The 20,716-nt window shown below is 71.9% G+C and carries 17 protein-coding genes; 11 read left to right on the top strand and 6 right to left on the bottom strand.

The window, feature by feature from the left end:
- Window positions 1-45: 45 nt before the first annotated feature.
- Both QSK45_RS37100 and QSK45_RS37095 read right to left on the bottom strand, forming a co-directional pair.
- Complete coding sequence (locus QSK45_RS37100) at window positions 46-342, bottom strand: MTH1187 family thiamine-binding protein (protein ID WP_285563362.1); 297 nt, start codon at window positions 340-342, stop codon at window positions 46-48.
- On the bottom strand, window positions 339-683 hold the full coding sequence (locus QSK45_RS37095) for a DUF3817 domain-containing protein (RefSeq protein WP_285563361.1): 345 nt from the start codon (window positions 681-683) through the stop codon (window positions 339-341). The genes QSK45_RS37100 and QSK45_RS37095 overlap by 4 nt, the downstream gene beginning before the upstream one ends.
- 220 nt (window positions 684-903) lie before the next feature.
- Here QSK45_RS37095 and QSK45_RS37090 point away from each other — a divergent pair, with 220 nt between their 5' ends.
- The 4 genes from QSK45_RS37090 to QSK45_RS37075 all read left to right on the top strand — a co-directional run bounded on the left by QSK45_RS37090 (window position 904) and on the right by QSK45_RS37075 (window position 3,578).
- A complete protein-coding gene (locus QSK45_RS37090; RefSeq protein WP_285563393.1) occupies window positions 904-1,536 on the top strand; it encodes an AIM24 family protein in 633 nt (210 codons plus the stop codon).
- A gap of 1 nt (window position 1,537) precedes the next feature.
- Window positions 1,538-2,188, top strand: coding sequence for an AIM24 family protein (locus QSK45_RS37085; RefSeq protein WP_285563360.1), 651 nt, complete (start codon window positions 1,538-1,540; stop codon window positions 2,186-2,188).
- A 59-nt stretch (window positions 2,189-2,247) separates the two neighbouring features.
- On the top strand, window positions 2,248-3,009 hold the full coding sequence (locus QSK45_RS37080) for an AIM24 family protein (protein WP_285563392.1): 762 nt from the start codon (window positions 2,248-2,250) through the stop codon (window positions 3,007-3,009).
- 92 nt (window positions 3,010-3,101) lie between these two features.
- Window positions 3,102-3,578 carry a MarR family winged helix-turn-helix transcriptional regulator gene (locus tag QSK45_RS37075; protein WP_046424311.1) on the top strand — a complete coding sequence of 159 codons (477 nt, stop codon included), beginning with the start codon at window positions 3,102-3,104 and terminating at the stop codon, window positions 3,576-3,578.
- A gap of 103 nt (window positions 3,579-3,681) precedes the next feature.
- Here the strand turns inward: QSK45_RS37075 and QSK45_RS37070 are convergent, their stop codons facing one another.
- The 4 genes from QSK45_RS37070 to QSK45_RS37055 form a co-directional block, all read right to left on the bottom strand.
- A complete protein-coding gene (locus tag QSK45_RS37070) occupies window positions 3,682-5,646 on the bottom strand; it encodes a YncE family protein (protein ID WP_285563359.1) in 1,965 nt (654 codons plus the stop codon).
- A 308-nt stretch (window positions 5,647-5,954) separates the two neighbouring features.
- Window positions 5,955-7,154 carry an MFS transporter gene (locus QSK45_RS37065; RefSeq protein ID WP_285563358.1) on the bottom strand — a complete coding sequence of 400 codons (1,200 nt, stop codon included), beginning with the start codon at window positions 7,152-7,154 and terminating at the stop codon, window positions 5,955-5,957.
- Window positions 7,155-8,481: 1,327 nt separating this feature from the next.
- The gene (gene meaB / locus QSK45_RS37060) at window positions 8,482-9,438 is read right to left on the bottom strand and encodes a methylmalonyl Co-A mutase-associated GTPase MeaB (protein WP_285563357.1); all 957 of its coding nucleotides are present in this window, start codon (window positions 9,436-9,438) and stop codon (window positions 8,482-8,484) included.
- Window positions 9,439-9,477: 39 nt separating this feature from the next.
- On the bottom strand, window positions 9,478-10,677 hold the full coding sequence (locus tag QSK45_RS37055; RefSeq protein WP_285563356.1) for an acetyl-CoA C-acetyltransferase: 1,200 nt from the start codon (window positions 10,675-10,677) through the stop codon (window positions 9,478-9,480).
- A 149-nt stretch (window positions 10,678-10,826) separates the two neighbouring features.
- Between QSK45_RS37055 and mce the strand changes: the two genes are divergently transcribed.
- The 7 genes from mce (at window position 10,827) to QSK45_RS37020 (ending at window position 20,704) form a co-directional block, all read left to right on the top strand.
- Entirely contained in the window at window positions 10,827-11,267 is a 441-nt protein-coding gene (gene mce / locus QSK45_RS37050; RefSeq protein WP_285563355.1) for a methylmalonyl-CoA epimerase, read from the top strand.
- A 209-nt stretch (window positions 11,268-11,476) separates the two neighbouring features.
- Complete coding sequence (scy, locus tag QSK45_RS37045) at window positions 11,477-15,457, top strand: polarized growth protein Scy (RefSeq protein ID WP_285563354.1); 3,981 nt, start codon at window positions 11,477-11,479, stop codon at window positions 15,455-15,457.
- A 183-nt stretch (window positions 15,458-15,640) separates the two neighbouring features.
- The gene (locus QSK45_RS37040) at window positions 15,641-16,576 is read left to right on the top strand and encodes a coiled-coil domain-containing protein (RefSeq protein ID WP_046424324.1); all 936 of its coding nucleotides are present in this window, start codon (window positions 15,641-15,643) and stop codon (window positions 16,574-16,576) included.
- 67 nt (window positions 16,577-16,643) lie between these two features.
- Complete coding sequence (locus QSK45_RS37035) at window positions 16,644-17,597, top strand: ABC transporter ATP-binding protein (RefSeq protein ID WP_285563353.1); 954 nt, start codon at window positions 16,644-16,646, stop codon at window positions 17,595-17,597.
- Window positions 17,594-18,409: an ABC-2 transporter permease gene (locus tag QSK45_RS37030; RefSeq protein ID WP_285563352.1), complete on the top strand. Its 816-nt coding sequence runs from the start codon at window positions 17,594-17,596 to the stop codon at window positions 18,407-18,409. The genes QSK45_RS37035 and QSK45_RS37030 overlap by 4 nt, the downstream gene beginning before the upstream one ends.
- A 130-nt stretch (window positions 18,410-18,539) precedes the next feature.
- Entirely contained in the window at window positions 18,540-19,823 is a 1,284-nt protein-coding gene (locus QSK45_RS37025) for an ABC transporter ATP-binding protein (protein WP_285563350.1), read from the top strand.
- The gene (locus QSK45_RS37020; protein ID WP_285563349.1) at window positions 19,820-20,704 is read left to right on the top strand and encodes an ABC transporter permease; all 885 of its coding nucleotides are present in this window, start codon (window positions 19,820-19,822) and stop codon (window positions 20,702-20,704) included. The genes QSK45_RS37025 and QSK45_RS37020 overlap by 4 nt, the downstream gene beginning before the upstream one ends.
- The last annotated feature ends 12 nt before the right edge of the window (window positions 20,705-20,716 follow it).

The raw sequence follows: 20,716 nt of genomic DNA, 5'->3' as shown, positions 1-20,716 counted from the left end.
GGATCTTCGAGAAGAAGGTACTTCCCTTTGAGCGGTCGCTCAAAACTACTGGTCCGCGAGGTGGCGTTCGACCGTCTCGACCTTGGAGGTGAGGCCGTCGGTGACACCGGGCCGGATGTCGGCCTTGAGGACGAGGGAGACGCGCGGGGCGCGTTCCTCCACGGCGGCGACGGCGCGCCGGACGACGTCCATGACCTCGCCCCACTCGCCCTCGATCGAGGTGAACATGGCGTCGGTGCGGTTGGGCAGGCCCGACTCGCGGACCACGCGCACGGCGTCGGCGACGTACTCCCCGACGTCCTCGCCGACGCCGAGGGGTGTCACGGAAAAGGCGACGATCACGCGTTCACGACTCCTTCCTTGCGGGCACGGGCCGCGATCACGGCGTCCTCGGCCTCGCGGCGCAGCTTGCGCTCGGCGAAGAAGCCGCCGGTGGGCAGGACCGAGAGGACGAAGTAGAGGGCGGCGGTGCCGAGGCTCCACTTGGCGCGGTTCCAGGCGTCGGCCCAGAAGAGTACGTACAGCACGAACAGGACACCGTGGACCGCGCCCATCACGGGCACCGCGTTGAAGTCCGTGGTCCGCTTCAGTACCGAGCAGACGAGCAGGACGATGAAGGACACGGCCTCAGGGGCGGAGACGAGGCGGAGGCGGCGGATGGCGGTGGCGGTCTTGATGTCCACGGGTCACCTTCGATGGGAGTTGCGAGGAGTGGCGGCGGGCCGGTCCGACCGTCCCCGGTAGGCGGTTACGGAGCGCCGTCGGGGCCTGCCGATTTGTGAACGCACGCACAAGCGTGTCGCCATTGTGGCAAACCGCGCCCCTAGGGGTCCGCTCAGGGTGCGGCTCCACCCGTGGGTGCTGTTCGGCCCACCGTGCTGACGCTACGTTCCCAGCGTGGCGATGTTCCGATTGCAGGGCAGCAAGGTGCTCGCCGTCGAGATGACCGGGGACGCCGTGAAGGCGAAGAACGGCTCGATGGTCGCGTACGACGGGCAGATGTCCTTCAAGAAGCTGAGCGGGGGCGGCGAGGGGCTGCGCGGGATGGTGACCCGCCGGCTCACCGGTGAGCAGATGGCGGTGATGGAGGTGAAGGGGCACGGGACCTGCTGGTTCGCCGACCGGGCGACCGAGATCAACCTGGTGCGCCTCCAGGGCGAGAAGCTGTACGTCGAGTCGAGCAACCTGCTGGTGACGGACGCGGCGCTGCGTACGGGCACGACGTTCACGGGGCTGCGCGGCGCCTCCCAGGGCAACGGCCTGTTCACCACGACGGTGGAGGGGCACGGCCAGGCGGCGATCATGTCCGACGGTCCCGCGGTGGTGCTCCGGGTCAGCCCGCAGTACCCGCTGACGGTCGATCCGGGCGCGTACATCGCCCATCAGGGCCATCTGCGGCAGTCCTTCCAGTCCGGTGTGACGTTCCGCACCTTTCTCGGGGAGGGTGGCGGCGAGGCCTTCCAGATCCGTTTCGAGGGGGACGGCCTGGTGTACGTGCAGCCGAGCGAGCGGAACACGATCGCGGGGGACGTGTGAGATGGCCTTCCGAGAGATCAACTCCAAGATGGTCGAGGCGACGGTGCTGCCCGGACAGCGGCTGTTCAGCCAGCGCGGGGCGATGCTCGCGTACCGGGGGGACGTCTCGTTCACGCCCAACGTCCAGGGCGGCCAGGGCGGGGTGATGTCCATGCTGGGGCGCCGGGTGACCGGCGAGGCGACCCCGCTGATGACCGTCGAGGGCAGCGGCACGGTGTTCTTCGGGCACGGCGGCCACCACGTCCATGTCATCCACCTCACCGGCGACACCCTCTACGTGGAGGCCGACCGCCTGCTGGCCTTCGAGGGCACGCTGCGCCAGGGCACCATGTTCATGGGCTCCCAGGGCGGGGTCATGGGCATGGTCCGGGGCCAGGTCACCGGCCAGGGTCTGTTCACCACCACCCTCCAGGGCCATGGCGCGGTCGCCGTGATGGCGCACGGCGGCGTCTTCGAGCTGCCGATCGGCCCCGACCGCCCGGTGCATGTCGACCCGCAGGCCTACGTCGCCCACCACGGCGACGTCCGCAACAGACTCTCCGCCGCACTCGGCTGGCGCGAGATGGTGGGCCGCGGCTCCGGCGAGGCGTTCCAGCTGGAGCTCACCGGCAGCGGCACGGTGTACGTCCAGGCATCGGAGGAGAAGCTGTGAGCGCGCACGCAGGCACGTACGGCACCGCCGGCCCCGGCGGCCCGGTGGTGTACGACCCGATGACCCTGCCCGCCGACGACAACGTGAACAGTTACACCTTCTGCGTCGAGCTCAAGGACGGGCAGTGGTTTCTCCAGAAGGGGAAGATGATCGCCTACTACGGGGCGATCGAGTTCGACGGCATCGGACACGGCCGGCTGGACCATCTCGTGCGCACCTCGTTCCATTCGCCACTGCACGCGAGCGACTGGGTCGTGGCCCGCGGCTCGGGCAAGATGCTGCTCGCCGACCGGGCCTTCGACGTCAACTCGTACGACCTGGACGACGGGAACCTGACCATTCGCGCGGGCAATCTGCTCGCTTTTCAGCCAACTCTTGCGCTCAAACAATCGATCGTCCCGGGGTTCCTGACCCTCATCGGAACCGGAAGGTTCGTGGCCGCGTCCAACGGTCCGGTGGTGTTCATGGAACCTCCCCTTCGGGTGGACCCCCAGGCACTCGTCGGCTGGGCCGACTGCCCCTCCCCGTGCCATCACTACGACCACGGGTACCTGACCGGTGTACTGGGCGGTCTACGTGCGATGACGGGCCTGGGCGGGGTATCCGGCGAGGAGCACCAGTTCGAGTTCGTGGGCGCCGGGACGGTGTTGTTGCAGTCGTCGGAGGCACTGATGGCGGAGGTCGACACGGGGGTCGTCCCGTCCGATCCGGGAACGCCCGGTGGTGGCGCACCGGGATGGTCCGGACACGGTCCGCAACCGTCCGGCGCACCGCGCCTTCCCGGACAGCTGGGGGACCTCCAGCGTCGCTTCGGGCTGTGAGCGGTAGTCTGCGGAGTGTGACATCGAACGCGTGCGCACAGTCACACCACCCGAAGTAGTTCGTCATTCAACTTCTTAGGTAGACTTCATTCATGGAGACCGAGACGGCCACGCGCTGGCTGACCGATGCGGAGCAGTGCGCCTGGCGCACCCACCTGGAGGTCAACAGGCTGTTGACGTACCAGCTGGAGAAGGATCTGCAGCCGTTCGGCCTGACGATGAACGATTACGAGATCCTCGTGAACCTGTCCGAGTCGGAGGACGTACGGATGCGGATGAGCGACCTCGCCTCCGCGACGTTGCAGTCCAAGAGCCGGCTCTCGCACCAGATCACGCGGATGGAGAACGCGGACCTCGTGCGCCGCGAGAACTGTGAGTCGGACCGGCGGGGGCTGTATGCGGTGCTCACGGAGCACGGCATGGAGACGATGAAGAAGGTGGCGCCGCATCATGTGTCGTCGGTGCGGCGGCACTTCATCGATCTGCTCTCGCCGGAGGCGTTGGTGGAACTGGACAAGGCGCTCAAGCCGATCGCCGAGCATCTGCGGGGACAGCGGGGGCGTCCCTAGACCGGCGGACCGGCCCCGGGCGCGGTAAAGGGGACCGATGTACGGCGAACGGCCGCCGCCGGGCGCACAGGCCCCGGACGGCGGCCGTTCGCCGGCAGCGCGGTCAGTTGGAGAAGTACAGGTACTTCCACGAGCCGTACGTCGTCGTGTTGACGTTGTCGCCCGAGGAGTTGTTGATGTACGACGAGCGCGTGCGGGCCTTGATACCGGCGGTGCCGGGAGCGCCCAGGGTCACGGCCGACTTGCCGTTCGAGCCGAGCTTGAAGTACTCCGGGCTGCCGTCGACGGTGTACCACTTGCCGTCGTAGTAGACCTGGAGGTCCATGCGCTGCTCGCGGCCCGGGTAGTACGTCATGGTCGTGGTGAGCAGCGGGTCGGTGTTCTTGTGGAACCAGTAGTACGTCGTCGAGCCGATCTTCGCCTTCTTGTAGTACCTCGTCACCGCGGTCGAGGTCTTCACCTTGGCGTAGCCCGTGGACCTGACCGTCTTCGGCTTGTAGCGGGCGTCGCCCTTGAAGACCGCGGTGACGTCGGTGTCGCGGGTCATGTCGACGGTCACGGAGATGTTGCCGTGGGAGTCGACGTTCCCTGACTTGAGCAGCTTGTCGGGCCGGTCGCCGCCGTAGGGGTTGGCCCACAGCTCGACCGTGCGGTTCCTGTACGTCGTACCGAGGTGCGCCGTGAACCTCACGTCGGCGCCGTAGGAGTACACCTTGCCGTTGTTGTTCAGGCTCAGCGAGGTCGAGGCGCGGGAGACGTCGACCTTGTCGGTCGCGGTGACCGCGGAGTGCGCGGCGTCGCCCGCGTACGTCACCTTGTAGGTGACCGTGCCGCCGGCGGGCGGGGTGTCGGAGAAGGAGTAGGTGCCGTCCGTCCGTACCGCGACGGCGGGCAGCGCCTTGCCGCTCGGGGAGTCCAGGTCGATCCGGGTGACCTGGAGCTTCACCCCGGCCGGCAGCGGAACAGCCGCGGTCAGCCTGCCGGTGACGGTGAGCTGCTTGGCGCGGGTCGCGCTCGCCGGGGCGTTGACCGTCAGGGTCGGGTTGTTCAGCGCCGGGCCGGTGAGCACCTTGAGGGTGTAGCCGACGTTCTGGGCGTCCGTACCGACCAGTGCGAAGATCCGGGAGTCGTCCGGCGCCCAGGCGAGATCGGCCGTGCGGGAGGTGCCCTCGTCGTAGGTGCGCAGCGGCACGGTGGCGTCGGGCCGGTACGTCAGGATCTTGCCGCCGTTGGCCTGGGCGACGAGTCCGTTGGAGGCGATGTCGGCGAACAGGCCGCCGGGGTAGGAGCCGGCGGCCTTGAACGCGCCGTCCGCGTAGGCGTCCCGGTCCCGGCCGTTGACCAGGACCTGCTTGCCGCCGGGTACCAGGTCGATGTCCCCGATGCCGTCGTTCAGCGAGTAGTCGCCGTTGTGCCAGGCGATCAGGGCGGGCTTGCCGCTGGAGACGTCGAGCACGGCCATCGAGTCCGTGGACAGTCCGGTCTCGGCAACGGCGAGGATGCCCGGCTGGGTCGGGTCGGTGTCCAGCAGCGCCTGGCCCCAGATGCCGACCGAGGTGCCCTCGGTCGGGAACTGCCCCAGCGACACCGGGTCGGTGCCGCTCGCCGGGTCCACCGACGGGTCGACGGAACCGAGGTCGCCGTCCCACTGGTCGCCGTAGGAGAACCAGACCTTGCCGCCGCTGAACGCGACATGGCGGGGGCCGGTGTCGGTGGAGACGGTGTAGTGGGCCTTGACGGCGAGTGTGTTCGCGTCGATGGCCCAGATCTGGTGGATCGCGGGCGCGGCCGCGTACACGGTCGACCCGTCGTCCGAGACCGCGAGGTCGCTGACGCCGGTGACTCCGTTGACCGATCCGAGGACGGCACCGGAGTAGTCGGTGGCCGTGACGGTGCCGTTCGCGTTGTCGCCGACGAACACCCGCTTCGCGACGCCGTCCACGGCGAGGCCGGCGGGCGAGGTGACATGGGCGGTCGGAGCGGCCGAGGCGGTGCCGGCGGCACCGAGGCTCAGCGCCGCCGAGCCGAGGAGGACCGCGAGAGCCGTCGCGGTCGAGATGCTGCGCATGCGCACAGTGCTGGTACCCCCACAAGGAAACCCGGTGCGCGACCGGGGAGATGAGGCGCCGCGCAGCGCCCGGACAGGACCGCGGGGCTGCGGTGATGCGCGGGGCGCGGCTGCTGGAGGCAGCGTATGGCATTCCTGTGACGAGTGCGGAGAGGTTTTCGCGTATGCGGAGATCTCCTGTACATCCCCGCGCGCGGCCGGCCTCTTCCGGATCTGCCGGGGTCGGCGGAGCGGCTGGGGTGCTGTGGCCGGCGGGGGTGGGTGTCGCGCGGTTCCCGCGCCCGGTGCGGGGCGCGGGAACCGCGCGTTCAGCCGCGACGCGGTCGCGGAAGGCGACCGGCCCCGGCCGCGACGGCGGACAACAGAGCCGTGCTGCCGGCCACCAGGAAGCAGACGCCCAGGGGAAGCCGGCCGATCAGCAGGCCCGTGGTGAGGGCGCCGGTCGAACTCCCGGCGTTCACCCCCATGTTCACCCACGCCCCGGCCTGCGTACGGGACTCGGCGGACACGGACTCGTCCGCCGCCAGGTGGGCCGTCGTGAGGGTCGGCGCGATGAACGCCCCGGCGAGGGCCAGCGCGGCGGTGAGCACCCAGAGGTTGGGCGCCAGGCCGGCCACCGCGATCACCACGCCCAGCGCCACGGCGAAGCGGAGCAGCCTGGTGCGGGCCGGCGCCAGCCACCGTACCGCTCCGTTCGCGAGGCCCCCCAGCGCGCTGCCCGCGGAGAGGGCGCCCAGGACCCACGGGACGAGGTCGGTGTCGTACGCGTGCGCGGCGGCGTAGGCCATGGTCAGCAGGTCCACCCCGCTGAGGGTCAGCCCGACGCCGAGGGCGACGGCGGCGGGGGCGAGCAGGCCGGAGACGGTCCCGAGCCGCTTGCCCCGGGCGGCGGGCCTCGGGCCCGGCATCACCGGTGAGGCGACGAAGACGCCCGTGCCGCCCACGATCAGCACCGCGCTGAGCACGATCCCGGCGGCCGGCGGGGCGAACCCGGTCAGGACGCCGACCAGGACGGGGCCGGAGACGAAGAGCAGTTCCTCGGCGACGCCGTCGAGGCTGTAGGCGCGCTGCAACACGTGCCGGTCGGGGGCGAGTTCGGCCCACAGCGCGCGCATCGTCGGCCCGAGCGGCGGCGTACACGCGCCCGCGAGCGCCACCACCGCGGCGAGCAGGGCCACCGGTGCGCCGGGACGCCAGGTCAGGACGGCGAGCAGGGTCAGCAGGGCGCCGTACACGAGCGCCATGGGGCCGAGGGCCCGGCGGGGCCCGTACCGGTCGATCAGCGCGCCGCGCACCGGCATCAGGAAGACCGACGTGGCCCCGAAAAGGGACATCAGCGCGCCGGACGCGGCGTAGGAGCCGGTGGCGCGCGCGACGGACAGCATCACCGCGATCGACACGGTGCCGTAGGAGAGACGGGCGGTCAAGGCGGCCGTGAAGGTGCGGCGGGCGTGCGGAAGGCGCAGGACCGCGGCGTACGAGGGCCGCGCGGGAGCATGCGTGGACATGCGAGGTTCCTCTGGTGGAGGCGGAAAAGGGCACACCGAGGCACGCGGCGCCGGAAGTGTCACGGCGTCGCGCGCGGGCGTGCTCTATGCCAGGAGGAGGAACATGGACCCAACTTAACCGCCCACGACGGACGTTGACCAGCCCACCCGGCCCGACCGGCCCCGGCCGCCTCAGGCGGACCCGGACCTTCCCCACCTGCCCCCACCCCGGCAGACCTCGGCCTTCGCCACCTACCCCCACCCCGGCGGACCCGGACCTTCGCCACCTACCCCCACCCCGGCGGACCCGGACCTTCGCCACCTACCCCCCTCGACCAGACCGAGGCTCCCGCCCGACCGGTTCCAGACCCCCCGAGCGCCCGGGCCTGCCCCGCCCCCCTTTCGACCGGGTTGGTCCTCGCGAGCCGGACCCGGCCTCCTCGACCAGCCCCAGCGAACTCGGGCTCCCCCAGCCTCCCGGCAAGCCGACCCGGACCAGACCCGGCGCGCGTCGGCGAACCGTCGCCTCCCCACCAGACTCACCCGGCCCACCAACCGCACTCGCCCGACCCCGACCGGCCCGGCCTCGCCGCCGAACTCGACCTACGACTCGCTCGACCCCGACCGCGGCTTGCCGACCAAGGTCAAACCGGGCCAGACCCGGCCCCCGACCTGGCACCCCCAGCCGACCACCCGGTCCCCAGCCGGCCCCAGCCGGCCGAACCGGCTCACCCACCCGACCAGCCTCGGCCCCACACCGCACCCGGCCCGCCCAGCAGACCCCGACTTCCCCGGCTCATCCACCCGACCGCACTCGGACATCCCCGGACCCGCGCTCCCCGCCGCCCCGAGCCTCCCGTCAAGCCGACCCGGACCAGACCCGGCACACCTCGGCGAACCGTCGCCTCCCCACCAGACTCACCCGCCCGGCCGACCCCGCCCCACCGACCGCACGCGCACACCCCGCACCCCAAGCCCCCCGCAAGCCGACCCGAACCAGACCCGGCACACCTCGGCGAACCCTGGCCTCCCCACCAGACTCACCCGCCCGGCCAGCCCGACCCACCGACCGCACTCGCACGCCCCCGGACCGGGCCCGGCCTCCCCGCCGAGCCCGACCCGGACCAGCCTCGGCCTCCCGGCCAAACGCCACCCGAGCAGACCCGGCCCACGAGAGCAGACTCGACCCACCCAAGCAGACGCGGCCCACCAGGCAGACTCGCCCCGGACCAGCCTCGCCAAGCTCCGCCCGGACCAGAGCCGGCCCGCCCGAGCGGATTCACGCCACCCGACCCGGCCCGGTCCGGCCGGCCAGGCGCCCCCGCCGGCGTCTTCCCGCGGAGGCGGTTCAGTGCTCCGTAAGGCCTGCCACCAGGTCGTCCGCCGCGCGGTAGGGGTCGAGTTCGCCGGCGACGATCCGTTCCGCGAGGGCGCTGAGGCGGCGGTCGCCGTGGAGGTCGCCGATGCGTCGGCGCAGGGCCGTGACCGCGATGGTCTCCACCTCGCGGGACGCGCGGGCGCGCCGGCGTTCGGTGAGGACGCCGTGCTCCTCCATCCAGGCGCGGTGCTTCTCCAGGGCCTCGACCAGTTCGTCCACGCCCTCGGCGCGGGACGCGACCGTCTTCACGATCGGCGGCCGCCAGTCACCCGGCCTGCGGGCCTCGCCGAGGCCCAGCATGTGGTTCAGCTCGCGGGCGGTGGCGTCGGCGCCGTCCCGGTCCGCCTTGTTGACGACGTAGACGTCGCCGATCTCCAGGATGCCCGCCTTGGCGGCCTGGATGCCGTCGCCCATGCCCGGCGCCAGCAGCACCACGGAGGTGTCCGCCTGGGCGGCGATCTCCACCTCCGACTGGCCCACGCCGACCGTCTCGACCAGGACCACGTCGCAGCCGGCCGCGTCCAGGACGCGGATCGCCTGCGGGGCGGACCAGGCGAGGCCGCCGAGGTGGCCCCGGGTGGCCATGGAGCGGATGTAGACGCCGGGGTCCGAGGCGTGCTCCGCCATGCGCACGCGGTCGCCCAGCAGGGCGCCGCCGGAGAAGGGCGAGGACGGGTCGACGGCCAGGACGCCGACCCGCTTGCCCTGCTTGCGGTAGGCCGCGACGAGCGCGGACGTGGAGGTCGACTTGCCGACGCCCGGCGAGCCGGTCAGGCCCACCACATAGGCGTTGCCGGTCAGCGGGGCCAGCGCCGCCATGACCTCCCTGAGCTGCGGGGACGCCCCCTCCACCAGGGAGATCAGCCGGGCCACGGCCCGCGGCCGGCCTTCCCTCGCCTGGGCCACCAGAGAGGAGACGTCCTGCATCACACAGCTCCGTTCACTTCACCGACCTGACGGAAGGGCTCAGGCCTTCGGTACCCGCACGATCAGGGCGTCACCCTGGCCGCCGCCACCGCACAGCGCGGCCGCGCCGATGCCGCCGCCCCGGCGCTTGAGCTCCAGCGCCAAGTGGAGCACGAGGCGGGCGCCGGACATGCCGATCGGGTGGCCGAGCGCGATCGCGCCGCCGTTGACGTTCACCTTTTCCGTGGAAACACCGAGGTCCTTCATTGACTGCACGGTGACGGAGGCGAACGCCTCGTTGATCTCGATCAGGTCGAGGTCGGCGACCTCGCGGCCCTCCTTCTTGAGGGCGTTGAGGATGGCGTTGGACGGCTGGGAGTGCAGCGAGTTGTCCGGGCCCGCCACGTTGCCGTGCGCGCCGATCTCGGCGAGCCACTCCAGGCCCAGCTCCTCGGCCTTGGCCTTGCTCATCACGACCACGGCGGCGGCACCGTCGGAGATCTGCGAGGAGGTGCCGGCGGTGATGGTGCCGTCCTTGGTGAAGGACGGGCGCAGCTTGCCCAGCGTCTCCACGGTGGTGTCGGCGCGGATGCCCTCGTCCTTGCTGAACAGGATCGGGTCACCCTTGCGCTGCGGGATCTCCACGGGGGTGATCTCGGCCTCGAACACGCCGTTCTTCTGCGCGGCGGCGGCCCGCTGGTGGGAGAGGGCGCCGATCTCGTCCTGTGCGAGGCGGCCGATGCCGAGGCGGGTGTTGTGGTGCTCGGTCGACTCGCCCATGGCGATGTTCTCGAAGGAGTCGGTCAGACCGTCGTGGGCCATCGAGTCGAGCATCTCGATCGAGCCGTACTTGTAGCCCTCACGGGACTTGGGCAGCAGGTGCGGCGCGTTGGTCATGGACTCCATGCCGCCCGCCACGACGATGTCGAACTCGCCGGCGCGGATCAGCTGGTCGGCCAGGGCGATGGCGTCCAGTCCGGAGAGGCACACCTTGTTGACGGTGAGGGCCGGGACGCTCATCGGGATGCCGCCCTTGACGGCGGCCTGGCGGGCCGGGATCTGGCCGGCGCCGGCCTGCAGCACCTGGCCCATGATCACGTACTGCACCTGGTCACCGCCGATGCCGGCGCGGTCCAGGGCGGCCTTGATGGCGAAACCGCCCAGGTCGGCCGCGGAGAAGGACTTCAGGGAGCCGAGCAGTCGTCCCATGGGCGTACGGGCGCCCGCGACGATCACCGAGCTGTTCGTTCCAGAAGACATGAGGTGCGATCCCCTTCCAGCTACGCAGAGCCGAGGAGTGAACGAGGGTTTACATCGAATGTACTGAGAGTCACTCAGTGCCGTCATCGCTCTGTCGGTGTGATCGCGCGCACGTTGCGTAACCACCGCCTTAGCGCTGCACTGAAACCATGCTGACGCGAATCGACCACATCGGGATCGCCTGCCACGACCTCGACGCCACTGTCGAGTTCTACCGGGCCACGTACGGCTTCGAGGTGTTCCACACCGAAGTCAACGAGGAACAGGGCGTGCGCGAGGCCATGCTCAAGATCAACGAGACCTCCGACGGCGGTGCCTCCTACCTCCAGCTGCTGGAACCGACCCGCGAGGACTCCGCGGTCGGCAAGTGGCTGGCCAAGAACGGCGAGGGCGTGCACCACATCGCCTTCGGCACGGCGGACGTCGACGCCGACTCCGAGGACATCCGCGGCAAGGGCGTGCGGGTGCTCTACGACGAGCCGCGGCGCGGCTCCATGGGGTCCCGGATCACCTTCCTGCACCCCAAGGACTGCCATGGAGTCCTCACGGAACTGGTGACTTCGGCCCCGGTTGAGTCCGCCGAGCACTGACCACCGTACATAAGGGCCGGTAGGGTTGGGGGCGGTCGTCCCCGAACCTCTGGGGCGGCCGCATGCCGGGGTCCGGGTTTCGGGGGACGTGCGTCGGGGCAGCAGCCGGTGCTCCACCGTTGATCTGACACCATTTCCCCGGGGGCCCCGTTCGGCGGTTGGACGTGGCTCGTTCGAGAAGCTGACCAGGGGACGGATGGGACCGCGCAGTGCGGGGCTACGAGAGCCAGGAGCGAGAGCCGGCGGCTGACGTCGACCACCTCTCTCGGTTCGAGGCCGATATGAAGCGGCTGAGGACCGAGCGGGAGAAGGCGATCCAGCACGCCGAGGACCTCGGCTACCAGGTCGAGGTGCTGCGCGCCAAGCTGCACGAGGCGCGCCGCACCCTGATGACCCGTCCCGCCTTCGACGGCGGCGACATCGGCTATCAGGCCGAACAGTTGCTCCGCAATGCCCAGATGCAGGCGGAGCAGCTGCGGCAGGACGCCGAGCGCGAGCTGAGCCAGGTCCGCGCGCAGACCCAGCGGATCCTCCAGGAGCACGCCGAGCAGGCCGCCCGGCTCCAGGCCGAGCTGCACCAGGAGGCGGTGACCCGGCGCCAGCAGCTGGACCAGGAGCTGGCCGAGCGCAGGGCGACCGTCGAGTCGCACGTCAACGAGAACGTGGCATGGGCGGAGCAGCTGCGCGCCCGTACGGAGCAGCAGGCCCGCCGGCTGCTCGACGAGTCCCGCGCGGAGGCCGAGCAGGCGATGGCCGCCGCCCGCGCGGAGGCCGAGCGGCTGACCCGGGAGGCCCGGGACCGGCTGCGCGGCGAGGCCGAGGAGGCCCGCGCCGAGGCCGAGCAGATCCTGCGCCGGGCCCGCACCGACGCCGAGCGGCTGCTGAACGCGGCGTCCACGCAGGCCCAGGAGGCCACCGAGCACGCCGAGCGGCTGCGCACCACCACGGCCACCGAGTCGGACGCCGCCCGCCGGCAGGCGACGGAGCTGAGCCGGGCCGCCGAGAAGCGGATGGCCGAGGCGGAGGAGGCGCTGCGCAAGGCGCAGTCCGAGGCCGAGAAGCTGGTCACCGAGGCCGAGGAGGCCGCCGCCAAGAGGTTGGCGGGCGCCGAGGCGGCCAACGAGACGCGCACCCGCACCGCCAAGGAGCAGGTCGCGCGGCTGGTCGCGGAGGCCACCAAGGAGGCCGAGACCACCCGCTCGGAGGCCGAGCAGCTGGTGGCGGACGCCCGCGCCGAGGCGGAGAAGATCGTCGCCGAGGCCGTGGAGAAGGCCCGGACGGTCACCGCCGAGGAGACGGCCTCGCAGCTGTCCAAGGCGGCCAGGACCGCCGAGGAGGTCCTCAACAAGGCGTCGGAGGACGCCCAGAAGACCACCAGGGCCGCCGCCGAGAAGGCCGACCGGATCCGCAAGGAGGCCGAGGCCGAGGCGGACCGGCTGCGGGCCGAGGCGCACGACATCGCCGAGCAGCTCAAGGGCGCGGCGAAGGACGACACCGAGGAGTACCGCGCCAAGACGGTCGAGCTGCAGGAGGAGGCGCGCCGGCTGCGCGACGAGGCCGAGCAGCTGCGGTCCGACGCGGTGGCCGAGGGCGAGTCGATCCGGGCGGAGGCCCGCCGGGAGTCGGTCACCAAGATCGAGGAGGCGGCCAAGTCCGCCGAGGAGCTGCTGGCCAAGGCCAAGGCGGACGCCGACGAGCTGCGGCAGAAGGCGACCGCCGACAGCGAGAAGGTGCGCACCGAGGCCATCGAGCGCGCCACGGCGCTGCGCCGGCAGGCCGAGGAGACGCTGGAGCGCGCCCGCGCGGAGGCCGAGCGGCTGCGCACCGAGGCCGACGAGCGGGCCGGGTCCGTCAGGGCGGAGGCCGAGAAGGCGGCCCAGGAGCTGCGCGAGGAGACCGACAAGGCGGTCGAGGCGCGGCGCGCGGAGGCCGCCGAGGAACTGACCCGACTGGGTGACGAGGCGCAGGAGCGGCTGACGTCGGCCGAGCAGGCGCTCACGGACGCCCGCGCGCAGGCCGCGCGGATCCGCAAGGAGGCCGCGGAGGAGGCCGAGCGGCTGCGCGCCGAGGCCGCCGAGCGCATCCGGACGCTCCAGGAGCAGGCCGAGACCGAGGCGGACCGGCTGCGCAACGAGGCCGCGGCCGACGCGGCCGCGTCCCGCGCCGAGGGCGAGGCCGTCGCCGTACGGCTGCGCACGGAGGCCGCGGCCGAGGCGGAGCGGCTGAAGACGGAGGCGCAGGAGAGCGCCGACCGGGTGCGCGCGGAGGCGCAGGCCGCCGCCGAGCGGCTCGCCGCCGAGGCGTCCGAGACGCTGACCGCCGCGCAGGAGGAGGCCGCCCGGCGCCGGCGCGAGGCCGAGGAGCTGCTCGGCGCGGCCCGCGAGGAGGCCGACGAGGAGCGCCGACGGGCGCGGGAGCAGAGCGAGGAGCTGCTGGCCTCGGCGCGCAAGCGGGTCGAGGACGCGCAGGCCGAGGCGGTCCGTCTGGTCGAGGAGGCCGAGCGGCGGGCCGGTGAGATGGTCTCCGCGGCCGACCAGCACGCGCAGCAGGTGCGGGACTCCGTGGCGGGGCTGCACGAGCAGGCGCAGGAGGAGATCGCGGGCCTGCGTTCGGCCGCCGAGCACGCGGCGGAGCGTACGAAGCGGGAGGCCGAGGAGGAGGCCGACCGGCTGCGGGCCGACGCGCACGCCGAGCGGGAGCGGGCCGGCGAGGACGCCGGGCGGCTGCGGCAGGAGGCGCGCGAGGAGGCCGAGGCGGCGCGTGCGCTGGCCGAGCGCGCCCTCGCGGAGGCGACGGCGGAGGCCGAGCGGCTGCGTGCGGACGCGGGCGAGTACGCGCAGCGGGTGCGTACCGAGGCGTCGGACGCGCTGGCCGAGGCGGACCAGGCGGCGGCCCGGACCCGGGCGGACGCCCGCGAGGACGCCAACCGCATCCGTTCGGACGCGGCGACGCAGGCGGACACCCTCATCACGGAGGCGCGCAAGGAGGCCGAGCTTCTCCAGACGGAGACGGTCGCGGAGGCGGAGCGGCTCCAGACGGAGACCGCGGCGGAGGCCGAGCGCGTGCGCTCCGAGTCCGTGGCCGAGGCCGAGCGCGTGCGCTCCGAGTCCGTGGCCGAGGCCGAGCGCGTGCGCTCCGAGTCCGTGGCCGAGGCCGAACGCGTGCGGGCGAAGGCGCGGGCCGCCGCCGATCAGCTGGTCGGCGAGGCCACCACGGAGGCGGAGCGGCTGCGGGCCGAGGCCGCCGAGACCGTGGGTTCCGCGCAGGCGCACGCCGAGCAGATGCGGGCCGAGGCCGAGCGGGTCAGGGCGGACGCGGAGGCGGCGGCCGAGCGGCTCGTCGGTACGGCGCGCAAGGAGGCCGAGCGGACCCTGGACGAGGCCCGCAAGGACGCGAACAAGCGGCGTTCGGAGGCGGCGGAGCAGGTCGACAAGCTCATCGGCGAGACCACGGCCGAGGCGGACAAGCTGCTCACCGAGGCGCAGCAGCAGGCGCTGAAGACCACGGCGGACGCCGAGGCGCAGGCCGACACCATGGTGGGCGCGGCCCGCGCCGAGGCGGAGCGGATCGTCTCCGAGTCGACCATCGAGGGCAACTCGCTGGTCGAGAAGGCCCGCACGGACGCGGACGAGCTGCTGGTCGGCGCCCGCCGGGACGCGACCGCGATCCGGGAGCGGGCCGAGGAGCTGCGCGAGCGGGTCACCGCGGAGATCGAGGACCTGCACGCGCGGGCCCGCCGCGAGGCCGCCGAGACGATGAAGTCCACCGGCGACCGCTGCGACGCGCTCATCAAGGCCGCCGAGGAGCAGTTGGAGAAGGCCCAGGCGAAGGCGAAGGAGATCCTCTCGGACGCCGACTCCGAGGCGGGCAAGGTGCGCATCGCGGCCGTCAAGAAGGCGGAGGGTCTGCTGAAGGAGGCCGAGCAGAAGAAGGCCCGGCTGGTCAAGGAGGCCGAGGAGCTGAAGGCGGAGGCGATCCAGGAGGCACGGCGCTCGGTCGAGGAGGGCAAGCGGGAGCTGGAGGTCCTGGTGCGCAGGCGCGAGGACATCAACGCCGAGATCTCCCGCGTCCAGGACGTGCTGGACGCGTTGGAGTCCTTCGAGGCGCCGGGTGCCGGCAAGGACGGCTCGGTCAAGGCGGGCGCGACGGTCGGCGCCCCCCGTTCGGGTGGCAAGTCGTCAGACGGCTAGCATCCAAGGGGTGTTTCGGTGTCGACTGAGGGCTTTGCCCTGCTTGTTGGCAAGCCCTCCGGCGGTCAGCCACTCAAAAGAGGTGTCATTCTCCAGATCAAACACGTATCCGCTCGATGACACACCGCTTCGGCGCCTAGGATTCCCCCTATCACCTCACCGGTCTCATTTGACAGGAACCCCATGAGCGACACTTCCCCCTACGGCTTCGAGCTTGTGCGGCGTGGGTACGACCGCGCTCAGGTGGACGAACGTATCTCCAACCTCGTCTCCCAACGTGACCAGGCCAACGCCCGTATCACCGCCCTGGAGAAGCGCATCGAGGAGCTGCACCTCGAGACGCAGAACGCCCAGACCCAGGTGAGCGACGCCGAGCCGTCGTACGCCGGTCTCGGCGCCCGGGTCGAGAAGATCCTGCGCCTGGCCGAGGAAGAGGCCAAGGAGCTGCGTGAGGAGGCCCGCCGCGCTGCCGAACAGCACCGCGAGCTGGCCGAGTCGGCCGCCCAGCAGGTTCGTAACGACGCCGAGTCCTACGCCACCGAGCGCAAGGCCAAGGCGGAGGACGAGGGCGCCCGCATCGTGGAGAAGGCCAAGGGCGAGGCCTCTCAGCTGCGTGCCGACGCGCAGAAGGACGCGCAGTCCAAGCGGGAGGAGGCGGACGCCCTCTTCGAGGAGACCCGCGCCAAGGCCGCTCAGGCCGCCGCCGACTTCGAGACGAACCTGGCCAAGCGCCGCGAGCAGTCCGAGCGCGACCTGGCCTCGCGCCAGCAGAAGGCGGAGAAGCGGCTGGCGGAGATCGAGCACCGTGCCGAGCAGCTGCGCCTGGAGGCGGAGAAGCTGCGCACCGACGCCGAGCGCCGCGCCCGCCAGACGGTGGAGACCGCCCAGCGCCAGGCCGAGGACATCGTGGCCGACGCCAATGCCAAGGCGGACCGCATCCGTTCCGAGTCCGAGCGTGAGCTGGCGGCCCTCACCAACCGCCGCGACAGCATCAACGCCCAGCTGACGAACGTGCGCGAGATGCTGGCGACGCTCACCGGCGCCGCCGTCGCCGCCGCGGGCTCGACGGGTGAGGACGAGCCGGTTTCCCGTGGGGTTCCGGCGCAGCAGTCCCGGTAGGCACCGAGGCTTCGAAAGCCCCCTGCCCCAAGTGGCAGGGGGCTTTGTCACGTTCTAGCGTGGCGGCATGATCGAGCTGGACGGGCTGACCAAGCGGTACGGCGAGAAGGTGGCCGTCGATGGTCTGACGTGTACCGTGCGGCCGGGCATCGTGACCGGGTTCCTGGGGCCGAACGGGGCCGGGAAGTCCACCACGATGCGGATGATCCTCGGGCTCGACCATCCCACCGCCGGTGACGTGCGGATCGACGGCAGGCACTACGAGCAGCTGACCGACCCGCTGACGTGCATCGGCGCGCTGCTGGACGCCAAGGCCGTGCACGGCGGGCGCAGCGCCTACAACCACCTGCTGTGCCTCGCGCAGAGCAACGGCATCCCACGCGGCCGGGTGGGCGAGGTGCTGGAGACGGTGGGACTCGTGGCCGTCGCGCGACAGAAGGCCAAGGGGTTCTCGTACGGCATGGCCCAGCGGCTCGGGATCGCGGCCGCGCTGCTCGGGGACCCCCGCGTCCTGATGTTCGACGAGCCGGTGAACGGGCTCGACCCCGAGGGCATCCACTGGATCCGGAACCTGATGAAATCGCTGGCCGCGCAGGGCCGGACGGTGTTCGTCTCCTCCCATCTGATGAGCGAGATGGCGCAGACCGCCGACCATCTGGTGGTCATCGGGCAGGGCCGGCTGCTCGCGGACACCTCCATGGCGGAGTTCGTCCGGCGGCACGCGCGCAGCTACGCCCGCGTCCGCTCGCCCCAGCCCGAGCGGCTCCTCGACGCGCTGCACGAGGCCGGGATCACCGTGGTCCCGGCGGCGGACGGCGCGCTGGAGGCGGAGGGCGACAAGGCCGAGCGGATCGGGGAGCTGGCCGCGCGGCACGGGATCGTGCTGCACGAGCTGAGTCCCCGGCAGGCCTCGCTGGAGGAGGCGTTCATGCGGCTGACGGCCGGATCGGTGGAGTACCACGCGCGGACGGAGGCCGGCCCGAGGAGCTGGGGTTCCGGTCGCCAGGGAGGTACGGCATGACGAGCGTCCGGACCGGCCGGCCCCGGCAGACCTCCCCCACCGCCGGCGTCGCCCAGGTCCTGCGCTCCGAGTGGACGAAGATCCGGTCGGTGTCGTCCACGGGCTGGACCCTCTCGGTCGCCGTCGTGGTCACCATCGGCATCGGCATGCTCATCTCCGCGCTGACCCGGAACGAGTACGACACGATGCCGGTCCGGGAGCGGCTGACCCTCGATCCGACCTTCGTCAGTTTCGCCGGCATGACCCTCGGCCAGCTCGCCATGATCGTGTTCGGGGTGCTGGTCGTCACCAACGAGTACAGCACCGGCATGATCCGGGTCTCGCTGGCCGCCGTGCCGCGCCGCGGCGCCTTCCTGTTCGGCAAGATCGCGGTCGCGGGCGCGCTCGCCCTGGTCGTCGGGATGATCACGAGCTTCGCCACGTTCTTCCTCGGCCAGGCCATGCTCGGTCCCTACCGGGCCGGGCTCGGCGATCCTGGCGTGCTGCGCGCGGTGGTGGGCGGCGGGCTCTACCTCACCCTGATCGCGGTGTTCTCCATGGGCGTCGCCGCCATGCTGCGCTCGCCGCTGCTGTCGCTCGGCATCCTGATGCCGTTCTTCTTCCTGATCTCCAACATCCTCGCTGCCGTCGACTCCACCAAGAAGGCCGGCCGGTTCCTGCCGGACCAGGCCGGCAGCCGGATCATGCAGGCGGTGCCGCGCGCCGACGAGGCGCCCTACGGACCCTGGGGCGGGCTCGGCATCATGGCGCTGTGGGTGATCGCCGCGCTCGCCGGCGGGTACGCGCTGCTCAGGCGCCGAGACGCGCAGTAAAGGTCTCGTTCACGCACCGTATTACTTCAGCTTTACTTTTCTTTGGGCGGAACCGTCAGCGCCCCGATATCCTCCTAACCCTTACGGGGGCGGTTCCCCGCTGTCCTGAACCTTCCGATGGGTGCGGAGCATGATCGAGGCTGTAGGCCTGACGAAGCGGTACGGCGACAAGACCGCCGTGTACAACCTTTCCTTCCAGGTGCGACCCGGAGCCGTGACCGGCTTCCTCGGGCCCAACGGCTCGGGCAAGTCCACGACGATGAGGATGATCCTCGGACTGGACAACCCGACGTCCGGCCAGGTGACCATCGGCGGCCATCCCTACCGCAGGCTGCCCAACGCGCCCCGCCAGGTGGGCGCGCTGCTCGACGCCAAGGCCGTGCACGGCGGCCGCTCCGCCCGCAACCACCTGCTGAGCCTCGCCCAGCTGTCGGGCATCCCGGCCCGCCGCGTGGACGAGGTGCTCGGCGTCGTCGGCCTCCAGGACGTCGCCAAGAAGCGCTCCAAGGGCTTCTCGCTCGGCATGGGCCAGCGCCTCGGCATCGCCGCCGCGCTGCTCGGCGACCCCCAGGTGCTGCTCTTCGACGAGCCGGTCAACGGCCTCGACCCCGAGGGCATCCTCTGGGTGCGCAACCTGATGAAGGCGCTGGCGGCGGAGGGCCGTACCGTCTTCGTCTCCTCGCACCTGATGAGCGAGATGGCGCTGACCGCCGACCACCTCATCGTGATCGGGCGCGGCCAGCTGCTCGCCGACATGAGCGTGAGGGACTTCATCTCCGCCAACTCCGCCGACTTCGCGCGGGTGCGCACCCCCGACACCGAGCCGCAGCTGCGCGAGAAACTCGGCGCCGCGCTCACCGAGGCCGGCGGCCACGTCCTGCCGGAGCAGGACGGCGCGCTGCGCGTGACCGGGCTGCCGCTGCCCCGCATCAGCGACCTCGCGCACGAGGCGGGCGTGCGGCTGTGGGAGCTGTCGCCGCACCAGGCCTCGCTGGAGGAGGCGTACATGCGGATGACCCAGGGCGCGGTGGACTACCGCTCCACCACCGACCAGAAGGCGGGTCTGCAGCAGCCGCTGCCGCCCGGCGCCGAGCCGCCCATGCCGGTGCCCGGCCAGGGCCAGCCCGGCTGGTACGCCCCGCCGTCCCCCCAGCAGGGCGGGCAGCCCTTCGTGATGCCGGCGGGCGGCCCCGGCGCCCCGGCGGGCCCCTACGGCGGCGCCCCGGCGGGCGCGTACGGCGCTCCGGGCGCCCCGGCGGGCCATGGCGCCGCGGTCGCGAACCCGTACGCCCAGCCGGCGCCCCAGGCCGTCCAGGCCCCGGCCCCCGCGACCCCGGCCCCCGCTGCCCCGGCCGCTCCCCCGGCCCCCGCCGCCCCCGCCGCCGACACGACCCAGCCCGAGGACGCCCGATGAGCACCCACCAGCCCCCGATGCCGCAGGCCCCGGCCGCCGCGCCCCACTGGCAGGCGGCGCCCGGCGGCTCGTACCCCGGCTACACCTCGCCGATCCCGGTGGTGCGCACCCACCTCGGGCACGCGGTGGCCTCGGAGTGGACGAAGATCAGGTCGGTCCGCTCGACGATCTGGACGCTCAGCGTCTTCGTGTTCCTCGTCGTGGGCATCGGTCTGCTGGTCGGAGGGCTGGTGTCGGCCCACGCGAGCGACGCCTCGATGAGCGGTTCGAACCCGCTGTCCTTCGGCTTCTTCGGAGTGCTCGTCGGCAACATGTGCATCATCACGCTCGGCGTGCTGACCACGGCCTCGGAGTACGGCACCGGCATGATCCGCACGACGATGACGGCGTGCCCGAGCCGCGGGCGGGTGCTGGCCGCCAAGGCGATCGTGTTCTTCGCGGTCGCCTTCGTGGTGACCCTGGTGTCGGTGTCCTTCGTGGCGATGGTGCAGTCGTCGATGCTGTCCGGCTCCGGTGCCGCGTCGCCCTCCGGCGGGGACTGGTTCAAGGCCACCGTCGGCGTGAGCCTCTACATCGCGCTGCTCGGCCTGCTCGCGCTGCTCGTCGGCTCGATGATCCGGCACTCGGCGGGCGGCATCACCATCATGATCGGCCTGGTGCTCGCCCCGCTGGTGCTCGCGCTGTTCATGGCCACGGAATCGCTGCGCTCGGTGCGCGACTTCCTGTTCGAGTACAGCTTCCCGAGCCAGCTCAGCGTCTTCTACGACAACACGCTCAGCGGCTCCGGACCCACGGGCTGGGACCCGCTGTGGATCATGATGGGCCTGACCGCGGCGGCCGGCGCGGGAGCGTACGTGCTGCTGCGCAACCGGGACGTGTGAGACCGGCCCCCG

It is taken from the genome of Streptomyces hygroscopicus subsp. hygroscopicus (assembly GCF_030269125.1).
Classification (GTDB): Bacteria; Actinomycetota; Actinomycetes; order Streptomycetales; family Streptomycetaceae; genus Streptomyces; species Streptomyces hygroscopicus_C.
Note: the sequence above shows the minus strand (reverse complement) of the source record. Positions and strands in the feature narration are given on the sequence as shown.